The 18,451-nt window shown below is 66.6% G+C and carries 7 protein-coding genes and 1 pseudogene; 2 read left to right on the forward strand and 6 right to left on the reverse strand.

Annotated elements, in window-relative coordinates; genetic code table 11:
* Window positions 1-12: 12 nt before the first annotated feature.
* Together Q1L59_RS03070 and Q1L59_RS03075 are read right to left on the reverse strand one after the other, a co-directional pair.
* Window positions 13-1,434, reverse strand: a complete 1,422-nt coding sequence (locus Q1L59_RS03070) for a caspase family protein (RefSeq protein WP_300327884.1) — start codon at window positions 1,432-1,434, stop codon at window positions 13-15.
* Window positions 1,431-1,805 carry a hypothetical protein gene (locus tag Q1L59_RS03075; RefSeq protein WP_300327886.1) on the reverse strand — a complete coding sequence of 125 codons (375 nt, stop codon included), beginning with the start codon at window positions 1,803-1,805 and terminating at the stop codon, window positions 1,431-1,433. Before Q1L59_RS03075 ends, Q1L59_RS03070 begins: the two co-directional genes overlap by 4 nt.
* Window positions 1,806-1,859: 54 nt before the next feature.
* On the opposite strand from Q1L59_RS03075, the gene Q1L59_RS03080 reads away from it, so the two are divergent.
* Window positions 1,860-3,518 carry a ShlB/FhaC/HecB family hemolysin secretion/activation protein gene (locus Q1L59_RS03080; RefSeq protein ID WP_300327888.1) on the forward strand — a complete coding sequence of 553 codons (1,659 nt, stop codon included), beginning with the start codon at window positions 1,860-1,862 and terminating at the stop codon, window positions 3,516-3,518.
* A 96-nt stretch (window positions 3,519-3,614) separates the two neighbouring features.
* Window positions 3,615-12,200, forward strand: a complete 8,586-nt coding sequence (locus Q1L59_RS03085; protein ID WP_300327890.1) for an autotransporter-associated beta strand repeat-containing protein — start codon at window positions 3,615-3,617, stop codon at window positions 12,198-12,200.
* 331 nt (window positions 12,201-12,531) lie between these two features.
* On the opposite strand, the gene Q1L59_RS03090 is transcribed toward Q1L59_RS03085, so the two are convergent.
* From Q1L59_RS03090 to Q1L59_RS03105, 4 genes and pseudogenes are all read right to left on the reverse strand, one after another.
* Window positions 12,532-13,896 carry an HlyD family type I secretion periplasmic adaptor subunit gene (locus Q1L59_RS03090; RefSeq protein ID WP_300327892.1) on the reverse strand — a complete coding sequence of 455 codons (1,365 nt, stop codon included), beginning with the start codon at window positions 13,894-13,896 and terminating at the stop codon, window positions 12,532-12,534.
* A gap of 10 nt (window positions 13,897-13,906) precedes the next feature.
* Window positions 13,907-14,389: a toxin-activating lysine-acyltransferase gene (locus Q1L59_RS03095; protein ID WP_300327894.1), complete on the reverse strand. Its 483-nt coding sequence runs from the start codon at window positions 14,387-14,389 to the stop codon at window positions 13,907-13,909.
* Between the two features lie 21 nt (window positions 14,390-14,410).
* Entirely contained in the window at window positions 14,411-18,133 is a 3,723-nt protein-coding gene (locus Q1L59_RS03100; protein ID WP_300327896.1) for a calcium-binding protein, read from the reverse strand.
* Between the two features lie 42 nt (window positions 18,134-18,175).
* Window positions 18,176-18,451 (reverse strand): annotated as a pseudogene (locus Q1L59_RS03105) (hypothetical protein); the annotation flags it as partial.

Genomic DNA, 18,451 nt, shown 5'->3' on the forward strand with positions numbered 1-18,451 from the left:
CCGGTGCGGATTTCAACAGGCTTCCGATTTGCGTGATCCGCAGAGGCCTTTCGGTGGCTGATAGCCCAGTCGTTCAGCTTCCGGACCGAAAAACTCGGCGTCTGGATCGGACTTCTCGGCCAGGCGGCGATAAAGCTCGTAGCAGGCGATGGCGTTGCCGAGCAGGGCAGAGTAGCGCAGCCACTGTTCGCCACGCAGTGGGTTCGCCGTCAGGCCGTTGCTGCCCAGGCGATACATCTCGGAAATTCGCGCTGCCGCATCCTTGTCGCCGCGCAACGCTTTGCCCAGATCCTCGCTGAATCGATCATCGCCGCGCGCCGCGGTAAAGGCGCTGGTGGACAGGCGAACGAAGCGGCTCGACAAGGCGCGCAGGGCGTCGTCGGCGCCGGCGAGGGCGACGCGGGCTTGTGTCTCGTACTTGCTGCCCGGGTAGGTGCGGAGAAATTCCTCGGCGGCACGCCGGATGTCGGCCGGGGCCAGCAGCGTCAGTTGCCGGGCATATGCCTCATCTTCGGCGCTGCGTGCTTCCAGGGCGCCGCGCTGCCGCCCGAGGCGGAAGATGCCGGTCTGTCCGGCGGTGATGTGCGGCCGTTGGGCAAGACGACGGACAATTTCAACTGTGTGCGACGACATCGTTTGCTGCACGCGCTGGCGGGTCAGCTCGAAGATGTCGTTGATCGGTGTTTCGTCGCCGACTTCGTTCAAGGTTCGGACCAGTTCGCGAGTGTAGAAGCTGTTCTGGTTGGGATCGCTCGGCGACAACGAAACCTGCCCGGCGCTGGCTGAAAAAGCGACGAGGCAGCCGGTTGGCGCGCTCGAATAGTTGAACGCGCCGCTCTTTTCCTGTGCTGACAAGCCGTCGCGACAGGCGTCGATGATGGCAATACCGAGACCGGGATAGCGCTGCGGAAAAGTTGTCAGCACGTCGTCCTGCAGGTTGATCGACTTTTCCCTGGCTTTCGGGTCGTCGGTTGCGACCTGTGCCGGCAGCAGGTAGTTGCGTCCTTCGAACTGCATGCCGTGGCCACAGAAATAGATCAGGCCGACCGTCCGCCCATCGTCGGGCAGGGCGCGCAAGCGTTGGCGGAAGCGCTCGAGGCGGTTGGCGAAGGCTGCGCGGTCGAGATCGTTCTCCACCGTGACCGCGAAGCCGTGTCGGCGCAGCGCAGCCTCCAGGTCGCGGCCGTTCTTGCGCGCCGGCCAGATGTTCTTGCCGGCTGGATACGTTCCGCAGCAGACGAGTAGCGCCAGGCGACTTCCCGGCGCCCCTTCGCTGGCAGCGCCGGCCGCCGGCTCGGCCAGGGCGTCGCGCGCGCCAAACGGCTTGCCGGCGAGCAGGAGCGCGAGCAGCGCGCGCCAAGCACGGCCGGCAAACTCGCGTCGGCGGGCCGATTGAAGCTCAGCTTCCGTTGTTGCTGGAGCACTTGTCCTCACCCGGCGATCTCGCACCAGTACTCCTCAGGCGTCCAGACAAACGGTTGAAAATTTGACAAATCGATGGTGTTGCGGCGACCGGCAGCGAATGGCCGCAGGCTGACACGCGCGGCCTTGTGCCGCTGGCCAAGGCCATTCCGGACCTGCGACGCGCAGTATAGCAATTGCGCGGAGTTGGCCGATGCCGGCTGACGTTGCGGCTTGGCCACCGCCGGCAGCCGTGGGTCGCCCGCCGGTCGGCCGTGCGCCGCCTCTTCCAAGCCCGGATGGTCCGCCCGAGCGGCTCTGTACAAGCCGACAAAACGCAGGTTATCATGAGCAATATCAATGGTTCGCGGGGAGAGGGCAGGATGTCGGTCGAGCCGTTCCAAAGCGTATCGACCGGCTGCCAGCGCCGGCGTGTCCGCGGCTTGGTTGTCGCATTGGTGACTGCCGTCACTGTCTTTGCCGCGGCGCTACCGCTGGCGCGCGCGCAGCAGGACGCCGGCCAGATCCTTCGCCAGATTCAGGGTCCGCCGCTGCCGCCGAACCTGCCGGTGCCCGACGTGGACAATCAGTTGCCTGCGTACAAGCCCGAACTGGCCGACGTTCCAGACCTGAAAATGGACATCCGGGGCTTCACGCTGAGCGGGGTTCCGGCCGAGGAGATGGCGCCGATCATCGACCAACTGGCGCGTTTCACTGGCGGGGAGAAGACCTTTCAGGATCTACTCGATGCCGCGGCGACGGTGAAGGCTTATCTCAACGCACGCGGCTACCTGCTGGCGCAGGCCTACATTCCCGAGCAGAAGCTGCGTGACGGCATCGTCGAGATCGTCGTTCTGCTTGGACGGCTGGGTAAGATCGAACTGAACCATGACCAGGCGACGCCGGTGGCGCGCAGCCGGATTCAGGCCTACCTCGATCGTCTGCAACCCGGGCAGACGTTGCGCACCGGCGATCTGGAGCGTGTTCTCTTCCTGATCAACGACCTGCACGGCGTGCGTGCGAGTTCGACGATACGCCCGGGCAGCGAACCGGGAACGGCCGATCTGGTGGTCGATGTTCAGCCCGATGCAATACTCGGCGGGCAGGCGCAGGTGGACGACATGGGGTCGCGCTACACCGGAACGGTTCGTCTGAGCGGCAACGTGGTCGTCGGCTCGCCACTCGGCGTCGGCGACGCCTTGTCGCTACGCGCGATGTACGGGCAGGACCAGGGTATTCGCTTTGGCTCACTCAGCTATGTCGTTCCGGTCGGCAGCGATGGGCTGCGCCTGGGTGTGACGCTGTCCCGCCTGAAGTACACGCTGCTGAGCAAGGAGGGCATCCCACCGGGTTACGGCACGGCGCTCGACGCGCTGGCTTTCGTTCTCTACCCGATTGCCCGCTCGCGCAACTTCAATCTCTTCGTGCAGATCGGCTACGACTACAAGGAGTTTGAAGACAATCCGGACGCTGCCGCGCGCATCGACCGGCGCTCGCGGGCGAGCTTGCTGACGCTCACTGGCGATCTGCGCGACTCGCTGCTCGGCGGTGGAATCAACAGTTTCTCGCTCGGTTATACCTACGGCACGCTGGACAATCGGAATGCGGCGGTCGGCACGCCGGTCGGTCATTTCCGCAAGATCAACCCCTATTTCTCCCGCCTGCACGCGCTGGGCGATTCCGGCTTTCTCGTCTTCCTGCGCTACTCGGGCCAATTCACGCGCGATCGCCTCGACAGCAGCGAAAAGTTCAGCCTCGGCGGGCCAAGCGCGGTGCGCGCCTTCGCCGTCGGCGAAGCGCCAGGCGATGAAGCGCACTTGGCGGCGCTCGAATTGCGCTATGCGCTGCCCAACTGGGGCGGCAAGATACCGGGTTCGCTGGTCGGCTCGGTTTTTGTCGACTGGGGGCGTTCGACCCTCGACAGGAATCCGCCGCTACCGGCCAGCAACACCGAGAACACGCGAACGCTATCCGGCTACGGTGTCGGACTCAACTGGGCGACGGCGAGGACGTGGTCGGCGCAGGGCAGCCTGGCCTGGCGCGCCAAGGGCGATCTGGTCAATGACAAGCTCGATCGCCGGCCGCGCGCGTACGTGCAGATCAGCCGCTCCTTCTAAGTCTGAGGTCGGCGAATGTCTCGGGATGAGGCGATCCCGGTATCGCGACAGGCGCCACGAAGGCGCGACATGCAGCAAGACGACCTGGGGAGGTCCATGACCAAGCAAACGCAGTACCCGCAGCGCGCGCAGCCATTCGCGGCGAACGCCGCAATCTGCCGAGAGCAGGCACCGTCGAGCAGCGCGCTGCACCCGCTGGCCTGGGCGATTCTCCTCGCCTTCGCCGGCAGTGCGCTGGCGTTGCCGAGTGATCCGCTGCTGGTCGCCGGGCAGGCGACGGTCAGCCGCAGTGGCCCGGCAGCACTGTTGGTCAATCAGAGTAGCGCGAAGGCGGCGCTCGACTGGCGCAGCTTCAACGTTGCGGCAAACGAATCGGTGCGCTTCAATCAGCCGTCGGCGAGCGCACTGACCGTCAACCGCGTCACCGGCAACGACCCGTCGCAGATTCTCGGGCAGATCAGCGCCCCGGGTTCGGTCTTCCTGATCAATCCGGCCGGCGTCTACTTCGGCGCGTCGGCCGTCGTCCACGTTGGCAACCTGATTGCCGGGACGCTGAGCGCCAATCCGCGCGAGCTGCTCGACGGACGCCTGAGCTTCAGCAGCGCGCCAGGTGCAGTGGCGGTCGTGCGTAACGATGGGCGAATCGAGACGCCAGTCGGCGGCAGCGTCTCGTTACTCGGCACGCAGGTGATCAACGCCGGATCGATCAGCACGCCCGGTGGCACAACCGGCCTGATCGCCGGCGAGCGGATCGTTGTCGATTTCCACGGCGATGGCCTGGTCCGCTACCAGGTCGATGCGGCGGCAGCGCGCGCGCTGGTACACCATCAGGGACGCATCGAGGCCGACGGCGGACGCGTCGCGCTGCAGGCGAGCGCGCGCGAAGCGCTGGTCGACACGGTCCTCAACGTCGACGGAATCGTCCGCGCGCGCGGCGCTCGTCTGCGCAATGGCGAAATCTTCCTCGACGCTGGCGCCAGCGGCGTGCTCAGCGTCAGCGGCCAGCTCGACGCCGCTGGCGCCGAGCCGGGCGCATCGGGCGGGCAGGTCAGCGTCCTCGGCGAGAAGGTCGGTCTGTTCGCCGGCGCGCGGATAGACGCCTCGGGCGATACGGGTGGGGGGCGCGTTCTGGTCGGCGGCGACTACCAGGGCCAAGGCGGACAGCGCAATGCGCGACAGACTTACGTCGGTCCGGACGTGCGCATTGTTGCCGACGCGCTGGTCAGCGGCGACGGCGGCCGAGCGATTGTCTGGGCGGACGACTGGACGCGCTTCTCGGGAGCGATCTCGGCCAGAGGCGGCGAACGCAGAGGCGACGGCGGTTTCGTCGAGGTCTCCGGCAAGAACCGGCTGCACTTCGACGGACGCGTGGACACCTCGGCGGCGCACGGAAGGGGAGGGTCGCTGCTGCTCGACCCGAGCGATCTGTATGTCGGCGGAGCGCAACAGCCGGGCGAGACCAGCCTGACGGTCAACCCCTTCGTCGCGCTGGATCCGGCCGATCCCGCCGCGCTGGCCGGCTACTTCGTTTCTACCGCCAGCTTCAGCTCGGATACCCGCTATACCTTGCAGGCTTCGCGCAACATCTACTTGCGCGAGAACGTGTCGTTCGGCACGAGCGGTACGGGGTCGCCGGCCAGCTCGGTCACGATCACTGCCGGAAACCAGATCGACGCCGGCGGTTTTCGCCTGGCGACCGCCGGCGGCGCGCTGACGTTGAGCGCGGCGGCGGTCGTTGCGCCGGGCGTCGTCGATCTCGCTGGCGGAACGCTGACCATCAATCTGAGCAGCCCGGACGGATCGCTGATCCAGGGATCGCCGCTGCACACAGCGTCTTTGGTCAAGGAAGGTCCGGGTCGGCTCGCCTTTTCGGCGTCGAATCTCCTGCTCTCGGGCGGGCCAAATGGCAGCGACCTGACGGTCAATGGCGGGACGGTGGACCTCAATGCGACCACACAGAGCATAGGTCGCCTGCTCGGAACGGGAAGCGTCGCGCTCGCCGGGGGAAGCCTGAGCGTGAACGTTCCCGCCGGCCCGCTGGCTACCTTCGGCGGTCGGATCGCGGGGGCGGGAACGCTGAGCAAGAGCGGGGCTGGGCGACTGCTCCTGAGTGGCGCGGACAGTGTCCTCGGCGGCACCACGATCGACGCCGGCACACTCGAAATGAGCGGCGCAAACGGTGCAACGGGCGCGACGCAGATCAACGGCGGGACGCTGAAAGTGAGCGGCGCGGGAAGCCTGGGTGCCGGCTCGGTCGTCACCCTGGCGAGCGGCGTCGGTGCCGAAGTCGACATTTCCGCGGCGAGCCAGAATCAGGAGATTGCCGGCTTGAGCGGGGGTGCGGCGAGTGGTGCACCGAGCAGCGCCGGCAAGGTCGTTCTCGGCGAGCGTACGCTGACCGTTCGCGTACCCGAGGGCTCCGCGCTCGATTTCGCGGGGACGATCAGCGGCGGCAGCAACGGCAGCCTGAGCAAGGACGGGGCCGGCACGCTGAGGCTGCAGGGCGCGAATGCGTATCGCGGAACGACGCGGGTGAGCGACGGGATACTCGCGCTGACCCGATCCGATGCGCTGCATGCGAACTCGGCGCTGGTCGTCGACGGTGGCGCGCTTGAACTCGCCGGAGCATTCACCCTGAACACGCTGGCCGGCGGCTTCTCGTTGCGCGGCGACGGGGCCGGTGTGGGCGCGCTGCGCTTGGCTGCGGCGGGTAGCGCGGCCTATTTCGGTGCCATTACGCTGAGCGGATCGACGCGCATCGGCGTCAGCTCCGGCGGAACGCTCGAGCTGGGCGGAGCGATCGCTCAGGACGTCGGGGCGGCTGCCTACGTTCTGAGCAAGACGGGTACGGGAAGGCTGAAGCTCTCCGGGCCGACCAAGGACTACCGTGGCGGGACCGAACTGATCGAGGGTTCGCTACTCACCGCAGCCGCCGATGTACTGCCATCCGATGGCCGCCTCAGCCTGACGGGTGCAGCGGCGCTGCTCGATCTTGACGGGAAGAGACAGCATGTCGGCACACTGAGCGGCGTGCCTGGCGCGCAGGTCAATCTGGGCACGAGCGGATGGCTGTACGTCAACCAGGCGGACGATGCCGTCTTTGCCGGTACGCTGGCGGGCAGCGGCGGCAATCTGAGCAAACTCGGCAACGGCCGGCTCACGCTGACTCAGGCCAACACCTATGACGGGACGACGACGGTCAGCCAGGGCGTGCTCGCGCTGACCCAGGCGAATTCGCTCGACGCGCAGTCCCGCCTGGTCGTCGCGAGCGGCAGCGTGGACCTTGCCGGTTCCTTTACGCTCAATACCCTGAACGGCGGTCTATCGCTGGCCGGCAACGGCTACCAGGGCAGGGGCGCCTTGACCGTCGGTCTCGGGCCAGGTGGGGCGCCGCATCAGGCGGCGTATGATGGGCCGGTCACGCTGCAGGCCAACGCGTCGCTCGGTGGCGACGGCAGCGCTGACACGCTGACCTTGCGCGGCGACATTTCGGCCAGCCCGAGTAATGCCGGCTACAAGCTGACCAAGCTGGGCCCGGCGACGCTCGTCCTGGCCGGCGCAGCGAGCAATTTCCGGGGCGGCAGCGTGGTCGACGCGGGTATCGTCCGCGTCGCCAGTGCGCGCGCGCTGGGCAGCGGTTCGGCCGAAGTCAAGCCGGGTGCCAGCCTGCAGATCGACGACGTGACGCTGCTCCTCTCCGGCGCGACGAGCAAGCTGACGCTGGCTGGCAGCGGCCCGGATGGCGCGGGCGCCTTGCGCGCTTCCGGCGCGGCGGCTTACCACGGGGCGCTCGTCCTCGGCGCGGACACGCAGATCGGCGTCGCCGCTGCGGACGCCACGCTCAGTTTGAACGGGGGAATCGCCAGCACGCCGTACGGCTTGCGCAAGCTGGGTGACGGTACTTTGCTGCTGGGCGGCCAGGCCAAGGGCTACGCCGGGGGCACGGTGGTCGCACAGGGCATGCTCTCGGTTGCCGATTGGCGCTCGCTCGGTGTCGGAGGAACGGTCGAGGTGCTCGCCGGGGCCGTTCTGCAGCTTGACAACGTGGCTTTGGCAGCGAGCCGCAACCCGCAGATCCAGATCGCCGGGCAGGGCGCGAGCGGCAGCGGCGCGCTGATCGGCCGGGCGAACGCGAGCTACGATGGCCGGGTCGTTCTCGCCACGGATGCCGGAATCGGTGTGCCCGAGGCGAATCATCGACTGACGCTGAGCGGGGCGATCGATCAACTTGCCGGCGGCGATCGCGCGCTCAGCAAGTTGGGCGCCGGAAGCTTGCGACTGGCCGGTCCGCAGAAGACTTATCAAGGTGGCACATTCATTGTCGACGGCACGCTGGAGACCGGCGCGGACGACGTTCTGCCGGCGCAGCGCGCGCTGACGCTGAGCACGGGGAGCGCCGTGCTCGATCTGCAGGGGCGTGATCAAAGCATCGGCACGCTGACGGCGAGCGAACCGGCGGCACGAATCTGGCTGAATGGCGGTACGCTGACCGTCGACCAGGAAGTGCCGACGACTTTCGCCGGGCAGATCGGCGAGAACTCGCAGGTCTCGCCGCTTACCCAGGGCCGCCTGATCAAGACCGGCACCGGCCAATTGACCCTCACCGGCGACAACCGCTACGCCGGTGGCACGCACCTCGCGGCCGGTGTTCTGAGCGCCGCGCATGGTCACGCGCTGGGCAGCGGAGCGGTGAACGTCGCTGCCGGCGCAACGCTCGACATCCACGATGTAACGCTGGCGCTCGCTCCGACAGCGGAACTGCGGCTCGCCGGAGTCGGCGCCGGCGGTACGGTGCTGGCAGCCGGTGCGCTGACCGGCAGCGGGACGCATGCGGCCTATCATGGCCCGCTGTTCCTGGCCAGCGACGCGCGCATCAATGTGCCGCAGGCCGACGATACGCTGACGCTGAAAGGGGCGATTGCCGGCGCTCCGGCAGCGGCGTTGAGCAAGGTCGGGGCGGGACAGTTGTTCGTCGAGGCGAGGGGCTCCTACACCGGCAGGACGATCATCGAGCAAGGCGTTCTGATCGCCCAGACGAGCGACCGCGTACTCGGCTCCGGCGCCGTCGAGGTCAAGACCGGTGGCACGCTGCGCGTCAACAACATCCTGCTCGGCAACGAGGTCAGTCTGCTTGGCGGCAGCTTGCTGGTGAATGGTGCGGCGATCATCGACGGCGCCTTGAACCTGGCGCAGAGCACCACGCTGTCGGTGCCCACCGACGCTTCGCTCGAAATCCGCCGCACGCTGCTCGGCGGCGGTGACGACCAGTCGCTGACCATCGACGGCGGCGGTACGCTGAAGCTTTTCGGTGGCGCGCGCAACCTCGGCAGCCTGACTTTGCAAGCGGTGAGCACACTCGATCTCGGGTCGGCGCAGACGGTATCGACGGTCGGCGGGCAAACCTACCTGGGAATCGTCCGCGCCGACTCGGCGACGCTGACGAGCCGCAGCGGAAGCGGGGCGATGAGCCTGGACAATGCAGCCAATCAGTTGCGCGGAAGCTTCAGCGTAAGCGGTGGAACGACTCATCTGACGACAGCTTCGCCTGCGCTGTCGGTCGCCCTGGTTGCCGGCGCGACGCAGGTGCACGCAAGCAACGGATCTCTCGTGCTCTCCGGAACGGCCGACAGCTTGCGCGCGAGCAGTACCGACACGCTGGTCAGCAGCGTCGCGACGCTCGGCGACAGCGAACTCACGGCCGTGGCGGCAGCCAGCAACCGCGGCGCGATCGGCGGCGATCTGACGATCGACGCCGGCGGCGCCATCGGCAGCAGCGGCAATGTCGCTGGCCAGGCGCGGCTGCTCAGCCGGGGCGGCGGCGCCATCACGCATGCTGCTGCCGTTGGGCAGCGGCTGAGCAGCGATACGACTGGCGACACGACGCTCGCAGGAAGCCTCGGCGAGTTGCAGGTCGAGCGGACGGCGCAACTGGTCTTCGGGCCAGGTACGACGCACATCCAGAACGCTGCGCGCATCGAACTGGCGACTGGCGCCGTCAGCCAGGCGGCCGCGTTGACCGTGGGCGGATCGCTGAGCCTGCGCGCACCCGGCCAGAACGTCCAGCTTGCCGACCGGGAGAACGACTTTGCCCACCTCGACATCACGGCCGCGACGACGCGCGTCGTCGATCGGAATACGCTGGCGGTGCAGATGCAGACGGGTGATACCCACCTGCAGGTGCTCGCCGGCAGCCTCGAACTCGCCGGCAGCGCGAGCAATCTGGTCGTCGCCAGCGCGGGCCCGGTCAGCCAGTCGGCGCCGCTGAACGTCCCCGGAGTCGTGACGATCAGCGCACCCGGGCAAAGCGTGCTGCTCGACTTGCCGGCGAACGACTTCGGTCGCGTCGACATCAGCGCGGGAACGACGCGCATTGTCGACCGGGACACGCTGGCCGCACAACTGCAAAGCGGCGAGACGACGATCGATCTGCTCGCCGGCGATCTGCAACTGGCCGGCAGCGCGGCGCGCCTGATCGCCAACAGCGTCGGTGGCGCGCTCACCAGTCTGACCGCGGTGCTCGCCGGCGATGCCGTATTGACCAGTGGCACGGGTGGCGCAATCAGCCACGCGGGGAGCGTCCGCGGTCGGCTGAGCACCGACACGACCGGCAACACGACGCTCGCCGGAGACTTTGGCAGCCTGCTGGTCAGACGCAGCGCGCAGCTCAGCTTCGGGCCGGGACCGACGCGCATCGAGGACTCGGCCGAGATCGTCGGGGTGGGCGGGGCGATCAGCCAAACGGCCGCGTTGTCCGTTGCCGGCGGTCCCTTGACGATTCGCGCCGTCGGGCAGAACGTCGAGCTGGACCATCGCGAGAACGATTTCCAGCGCATCGAGATTGTCGCCGGGACAACGTCGATCACCGATCGCAACGGCTTCCAGGCGACGCTGCAGACCGGCAACACGACGCTGCGGGCGCTCGCCGGTGCGCTCGACCTGGCCGGCGTGGCGAGCACGCTCGTGGCGCGCAGCGAGGGATCGGCCGGCGATCTGACGAGCCGCGTCGCGACGACCGGCGACACCACCTTGAGCACCGGCGGTGGTGCGATCGTCCATGCGGCCGATGTCGGCGGGCGCTTGACGACCAGCACGCCAGGTCAGACGACGATTGCCGGAACGCTCGATGCGTTGTCGGTCGTTCAGTCCGGCGGGATGATTTTCGGCCGAACCGTGGTCAATAAGGAAGCGACGATCAGCGTCGCCGGTCCGCTGACGCAGACGGCCGGGCTGCAGGTCAGCCAGGCAACGACGATCGATGCGGCTGGGTACAGCGTCGCGCTGGGCAGCGCCGACAACCGCTTCATCGGCGGTTTGCGGCTGATCGCCGGGGAGAGCGAAGTGCGGACCGGTGGCGCGCTGACGGTGCTGCTCGACACCGGCAGCACGCAGCTCGCAGCCGAACGCCTGCAGCTTGCCGGCCGGATGCGCGTGCAGCCGGCGCTGCGCTCGCGTCTGATCAGCGCAACGACGGTCGAGCTCGGCCAGCTCTCTCTGGAGGGTGCCGGGGTCGTAGACCTTGTCGCGAACCAGGCGGAAATGCCGGCGTTCCTGGTTCCCAAGGTCTCCGTGCAGGATGCCAGCGGGCGGCCGGCGCCGCTCGCGGTCTACGGTAGCAGCATCTACCAGACGGCTGGCAGCGTGCTGCAGAGTGCGCCCGAGGTGAGCCTCAACCTCGTCGCCCGACGTGCGTCGATCGACCTGACCGCCGGCGCCAGCGCCGCCAGCGTGCTGGCCGGGCAGGAGCCGCTGGGCAAGAGCGGGCCAGGCGGGCTGATCGAGGTCTATTCATCGCCGCAGGAGAGGCTCGCGCCGGCGCATCCGAATGGTCTGACCAATCGCCTGCAAGGCCCGCTTTCGGCGGTTAGCGAAGTCGATGCCACGCAGTCAAGCAACCGGAAGAGCGTCGTCGCCATCGCCTCGGATAGCCTCTCGATCGCCACGACGCCAGTGCCAGCGCTCGACGCCGATACGGTTCTGCTGCTCGCACGGACGATTCACGGCGGTGGCGGCAAGATTCAGACGCACGTCGGGGCAAGCCAACTGCGCGACGGGCGAAACATCGCCACCGACCCCGAACAACGCGACGACAACGCGTTCTCTATACTGCCGTCGATTTTCGTGATCGCCGATGTCAACGCCACTCCACCGGTCGGCAGCCCGCGCGGTTTCTACTTCGGCGACCTTGGATCGCCGATCTCGCTCAGCTTTGGCGCCGTCGGCGGAGTAGCCAACAACAGTTCGCTGCAGACGATCGCCGCCGACCCGTTCAAGCAGGACGCGTCGAGTGGCGATGTCCCGATCTACTTCGCCACGACCGCTCCCGGCGGAGTCGACCCGGCTGGCGTCGTCGCCCGCCGCCTGGTCTATCCGTCATCGCTTGCGCCGACGGCCGTTCGTCAGGTCATCATCGACGGCTTCAGAATCGAGGATACGTCGGCCTACGGCGCAGTCCAGTCCGGCCTTGCCGAGGTGCTGAACCAGGTGCGTCGGGAGCAGTTGGAGAGCGGCTACTCGAATGAGAACGTCGCCGCCCAATTGCGCAAGGGCGTGATCACTGAAACGCGTGTCGGGCAGGCGGCGGTGAATCGCTTCCAGGGCGTGTCTGGCGTGCCGAGCTGCGTCGGCTTGGCGATCGATGAGCAACTCGCCTGCGCCCAGCCGCCCGGAGGCAGCCAGCCGTGACGAGCAGCGGGCGCCAGATCGCCGTCCGCGCCCGTGCGGCAGGCGATCGTCGAGTGGATGGCCGGCGTCGGTTCGTACCGCTCCGGACGAAGTCAGCCCGCGCCTGTCAGTCGGTGGACGCCTGTTGCCGGACGCGCGAAGCGTGCGCCAGATCCGGCGATCGGCGGCGAATTCTTGTTGCTAGGCTCGCGTCGGGCGGCACGCGGCAGTGCGGCTAGGCCTCGCTCGGATAGCGTGCAAACGGGGTTTCCCGTTCACACGAAGTTGCCTATCGGCTCTGCGCGCTGCTTGCCAAGTCGGATATTTTCTTGACCCGCTTGCGTCTTTCGGGTCAGCGTTCGCGCCCGGCCTCTTGCCAAGCCTTCTGGACGGGAGACAACAAATACTCCATCACGGTACGTTGTCCCTGCTGGATCTCTGCGATGACCTGCATGCCGGGTGTCAGGCGCAGGCGGTTGCCATCGGTTTCAAGGTGTTGCGCATCCAGTCGAAGCAATGCCTTGTAGCGCAGGCCGGCGGTGCCATCGGACAGATCGCTGGCTGATCCTGCCGACTTGCCTGGCGGATCGGCGGCATCGGGTCCGACATGCAGGACGGTGCCATCGATCATGCCGTACTTCTGGAAGGGATAGGAAACCAGTTTGAGTTTGACCCGCTGGTCGACATGAACGAAGCCGACATCTTCATTCCTGACCAGCACTTCGGCCTGCAGCGGTTGATCATGCGGGACGAGCGACATGAGGACGCTTCCCGGCGAAACGACCGTTCCTACCGTATGCGTCGCCAGGTCCTTGATGACACCTCGCTCGGGGGCGCGCAGGGCGAGCAGGCCCGCCTTGTGTTCGATCTTTGCCCGCTCCTCGGTGAGCTTTCTGAACTGCGATTCGGCTTCGACCCGCTCGTTGTGCAACTCGCTGCGGTAGTTTGACGTGATCTGCGCCAGCTTCTTCTCGCTGGCGGCGATGGTCGCCTTGAGACTCGCTACGGTGGACTCCTGGGCACGCATGTCCTGTTCTTTCTCGATGCGGTCACGCTGCTTCTCGTCGACCGCCAGCGTGCTGTAGAAGCCGTCCTGGCCCAGTTTCTCGAAAGCGGCGGCGCTCTTGCGGTAAGTGGGTACCGTGTCCCGCAGCTTGCGTGCCAGCTCTTCCGACGCCTGCAAGTCGTGCCGGGTCTTGGCGAGAATGGCCTGTTCCTGGGCCAGTGCATCCTGATAGGCCTGCCGATGCGCTGCGTATTGGTTGGCGACCTGGGCGTAGATTTCCGGCGCATCGGCCGCTTCGCGGCGCATCGGCAACCCGGCGAGTTCAGCGTCGATGCGCCGCAGTTGCAGGCGCTTGAGTTCGTGCTCGTGGCGCAGCGTGCGCGCGTCGGCTTCGGTCAGCTTGGCGTCCATGCGCATCAGGATCTGACCGGCTTCTACCGACTGACCTTCGCGAATCAATATCTCCTGAACGATGCCGGCCTCCGCCGGCTGGACAATCTTCACGTAGGTCTGCGGCACCAGCCGCCCCTCGGCCGAGGCGACGATATCGAGTTTTCCGAAGGTCGCCCAAACGAGCAGGATGGCGAAGAGGGCGGCCACGCAGTAGAGGACCGTGCGCGGTAATCGTGCCGGCGGGCTCTCCTGGATGGACAGCAGGCCGGGAGCAAAATCGAGCACGTCGCTCGACAGCGGTTTTACCGCTGAGCGCATCCGACCGGCCTCAGTGTGTGGTCGGCGGCGCGGCCGGCGGCCATTCGCGTAGCGTCATCGCGCCGGTCCTGGTGGGGTCGGGCAGCAGGGCCGAGACCTTCCTGCCGGCGAACATCGTCTTGCGCAGTTCGTCGAGCGTTTCCTCCAACTGTCCGAAGGGGGCGACGGCATCGATGATCCACACGTGCTCGCCACATTTCCATTCGTGCGGCGCGATCCTGGGCTGAATGGAACGTAGTCGGGCGTCGACCTGATCATTGACCAAAGCCCAGGTGACAAAGGCGTAGGGCAGCCCACGCTGGGTGTAGAGTCGGCATTGGTCGAGCACGATGGGCGGCAGGACCGCCCAGTCGGTATCGCCGAGGAACATGAATTTCTTTACCGGATCGCGCGCATAAAGCCACAGCGCTGGGCCGAGTATCGGCAGTTTGGCGAGCGACTCGCGCGCCTGTTCGAGCGCTGCGAGCGCGGTTTCGGTTGTCTTGTCGGTCATGGTCATTCTCGGTGGTCGGTTTCAGGCGAGACGGTAGGCGCAGACGGTGGCATCGAAGCGGTGGCCGACGGCCTGTGCCTGACTGCCGAAGTGGGGATCCTTCAAGGTCTCCTGGGCGATGGCGAGCGAGATGGCGGATTCGCTGCCGAGGGCGTAGCGGGTCGCCAATTCGCCGCCCAAGGCAGCCGATGCGCTGCGGCTCAGGTGCGCGTCGAGCAGGCCGTTCATCAGGCGCCATTGCGACAACTTCGGGTTGGCCGTGCGCGCGGCGTCGAACTGCTGAACCAATGCCTTGAAGTCGTAGGTGTCGACCTGCCAGCCGGTGGGCCGGGTTTGCGCGAAGCCGAAGTACGGCACCGCCTCGACGACCTGCACCCGGTCCACGCTCTGGTTGCCGGTGGAGGCGTACCAGTCCTTGAGTGTGATCTGGTGGCTGCCACCGGTGCCAAGAACGAGATCAGAGCCGGTCTTCTTGAAGACGAGGTCGCTTTCTTCGATGCCGCCACCGAGCGACAAGGTGTTCGCGGCGCCGAGGCTGGGCAGGACGATGTCACGACCGTCGCCCCAGTTGAAGGCCATGATGTTCTTGCCCCCACCGGCCTGGATCGTGTCGTCGTGCCTGCCGCCGGCGATGAAATCGTTCCCCGCACCGGCTTCGATCTGATCGTTCTGGGTGCCGCCAAAAAGGGCATTGTTGCCCCCCAGGTCGCGCAGGGTGTCGCGACCATTCGATCCGGCCAGGACGTCGAGGCCGCAGCCGCCGTCGAGCGTATCGTTGCCGCTGCCACCCTGCAGGTAGTCGTTGCCGCCTTTGCCCTGAACCGTGTCGCCACCGGAACATGCATAGACGATATCGTTGCCGCTCCCTGAGCGGATCAGGTTCTGACGCGGGCCAGCGACGATGATGTCGTCGTCGCGGCCGGTCGTGAGGGTGCTCGTCCACGGGGTGCCGTAGGTGAAGCGCGTTTTTATCCGCAGATCGTCGAGTGTCTTGAGGCTGCCGTCGGCAAACTGAAATTTTTCGATGGGCGAGGTGATCTGACCGCGGCGATCGACGGTGACGGTGAAGTCGAAACCCTGATCGGCCTGTTCGCAGCCGCCGGCATTCAATATCCGTAGCTGCGCGGTATGGACGCCGTTGGTCTCGGTGATGCGCAAAGCGACGTTATCGAGAGAAAGCCCGGTGGCGAAGCGCACGGTATCGGTGCCGGAAACGTCGTCGATCGTGTCGAGCCCGTCGCCGAGCTTGAGGAGATAGGTGTCGTTCCCGCTGCCGCCGATCAGAACGTCGTTGCCTTGGTCACCCTCGAGCGTGTCGTTGCCGCCACCGCCCGCGAGGGCGTTGTTACCGGCATTGCCGGTGAGCGTATTGTCGGCGGCATTGCCGCTCGCATCGAGATTGCCGTTGCCGGTCAGGATGAGGTTCTCGACGTGTTCCGGCAGCACGTAAGCGACGCTGGCGTAGATCGTGTCGATTCCGTCATCGAACGCCTCGGTGACCGTATCGCCGGCATTGTCGACGAAGTAGTCGTCGTTGCCTGCGCCGCCGGCCATGCTGTCGGCACCGGTGGCGCCGTTGATGAGGTTCCGGCCGCTGTTGCCGATCAGTGTATTGGCGAGTTCGTTGCCGGTGGCGTCGAGGTCGGCCGAGCCGGTCAGCGTCAAGTTTTCGACATGGGCGGACAGCGTATGGCTCACGTTGGCGAATACCGTGTCGCTGCCTTCCTGCGCGTTTTCGGTCACGGAATCCAGGGCATGGTCAACGCGGTAGGTGTCGTCTCCGTTGCCGCCGAACATTGCGTCGGCGCCAAGACCGCCATCGAGGCGATTGCTGCCGCCGTTGCCGATGAGGGTGTTGTCCAGCGCGTTGCCCGTTGCGTCGATCGCCGCGTCGCCGGCCAGCGTCAGGTTTTCGACGTGTTCCGGCAGGACGAAGCTGAGTGCGGCGAGCACGGAATCCGTACCTTCGGCAAAGAACTCGCGCACCATGTCGCCCAGGTCATCGACGAGGTAGGTGTCGTCGCCGGCGCCGCCCAGTAGCGCATCGGCACCGGCCCGGCCGTCAAGCCGGTTGGCACCGGTGTTGCCGGTCAGGACATTGCTCAAGTCGTTGCCCGTGGCGCTGAGGTCGTCGCTTCCCGTCAGGGTGAGGTGCTCGAGGTTGGCCGACAGGGTGTAGCTTACGCTGGCGAATACCGCATCGGTTCCGGCATCCGCCGCTTCGCTCAGGCTATCGCCGGCGTTGTCGACGAGATAGCTGTCGTCTCCCGCGCCGCCGATCAGCGTATCCGCCCCTGAGCCGCCGTCGAGTGTGTTGTTGCCGGCGTTACCGACGATCAGGTTATCGAGTTCGTTGCCAGTTCCATTGAGGTCGCTGGTCGTGTTCAGGGTGAGGTTTTCGAGGTTCGCGCCGAGGTGGTAATCGATCGCGCTGAGCACGGTATCGATTCCTTCGGCGGCGTTTTCGCTCACGCTGTCGCCCGTTTGGTCGACGACGTAGGTGTCGTTGCCGCGTCCGCCGGCGAGCAGATCGGCGCCGGCACCGCCGTCGAGGCGGTTGTCGCCGGCGTTGCCGGTCAGGTGGTTGTCGAGTTCGTTGCCGGTGGCGTCGATCGCGTCGTTGCCGGTCAGGATCAGGTGTTCGAGGTGCGCGGCCAAGGCGTAGCTGACGCTGGCCTTGACCGTGTCGCTGCCTTCGTCGGCCTGTTCGAGCAGCGTGTCGCCGGCGTTGTCGACGCGGTAGGTGTCGTCTCCCGCGCCGCCGATCAGCGTGTCGGTACCCAGCGCACCGTCGAGCGTGTCGTTGCCGGCATCACCCGTCAGCGTGTTGTTGCCGCGATTGCCGACGAGAACGTTGCTCGCCTGGTTGCCGTGCCCGGTGAGGTTCGCCGACCCGGCGAGGCTCAGGTTTTCGAGGTGGGCACCGAGGGTGTAGTCGTCGAGCGTGGTGCGGACGCTGTCCTGGCCTTCGTTCGCCCATTCGGTCACCGTGTCGGACGCGTCGTCGACGACGTAGGTGTCGTCGTCGGCGCCGCCGATCAGGGTGTCGCTGCCCGCGCCGCCGTCGAGCAGGTCCTTGCCTTTGCCGCCGTCCAGGCGATCATTGTCCTGCAGGCCGTAGAGTTCGTCGTCGCCATCGCGACCGAACAGGGCGTCGTTGCCGGATTCGCCGTAGACCTGGTCGTTGCCGTCATCGCCGGAGAGGACGTCGTTGCCCCAGCCGCCGGAGATCAGATCGTTGCCAGCGCCGGCAAAGACCACGTCGTTACCCCCCTCGGCAAAGATGGCGTCGTGTCCGTCGCCACCAAAGGCGAGGTCGTTGCCCAGACCGGTGTACAGGGCGTCGTTGCCGGCTCCGCCCATGACGAGGTCGTTGTCGGCGCCCGAGTAGATCAGGTCGTTGCCGTCGCCACCGTCGAGGATGTCGTTGCCACCATCCTCGAAAACGACATCGTCGCCACCCAGTCCTTTGACGAGGTTGTTGCCGTTCTTGCCGAGAATGAGATCCTTGCCCTCGCTGCCGATGATTTCCTCGCCGTTTGGCGAGAAGGGCGGGGGGTTGGCGGTCGGCGTCGTACCGTCGCCTTGCGGCACTTGCGTTTGCTGGCTGTAGGCGAGCGTCACGTCGGCGATCGCCAGTGTGCTGCCATCCGCCTTGGTCACTTGCCCCAGGCCGTGTACCGTCTGTCCATTGATGACCTGGAAGTGAGCGTCGCTGGTCAGATCGACGGCGGTGATCCCCATGGCGCTCAGGCTGCGGAATTCGCCGGGGTCGGTGACGCCGTTCTAATTGACGTCCTGCCAGACACCGAACTTCGCCCACTTGTTGTCGGCGGCGTCGAAGCGCCGGTTGTTGTTGCTGTCAAACGCTTGCAAGCCTTCGAGGTCGGTCTGCGCGCCTGGCTGGTAGCGGGCGAAGCTGATCTCGCCCGCCTGGTCGATCCGGCCATCGCCATCGATGTCGTAGGCGAGCAGGCCATCGTCCTTGCCCACCCAGGAGGTGCGGCGCTTCCAGCCGTCGCCATTGACGTCGAAGAAGACATTGGTGTCATCGACATTGAC

It is taken from the genome of Accumulibacter sp. (genome assembly GCF_029255125.1).
Lineage (GTDB): Bacteria > Pseudomonadota > Gammaproteobacteria > Burkholderiales > Rhodocyclaceae > Accumulibacter.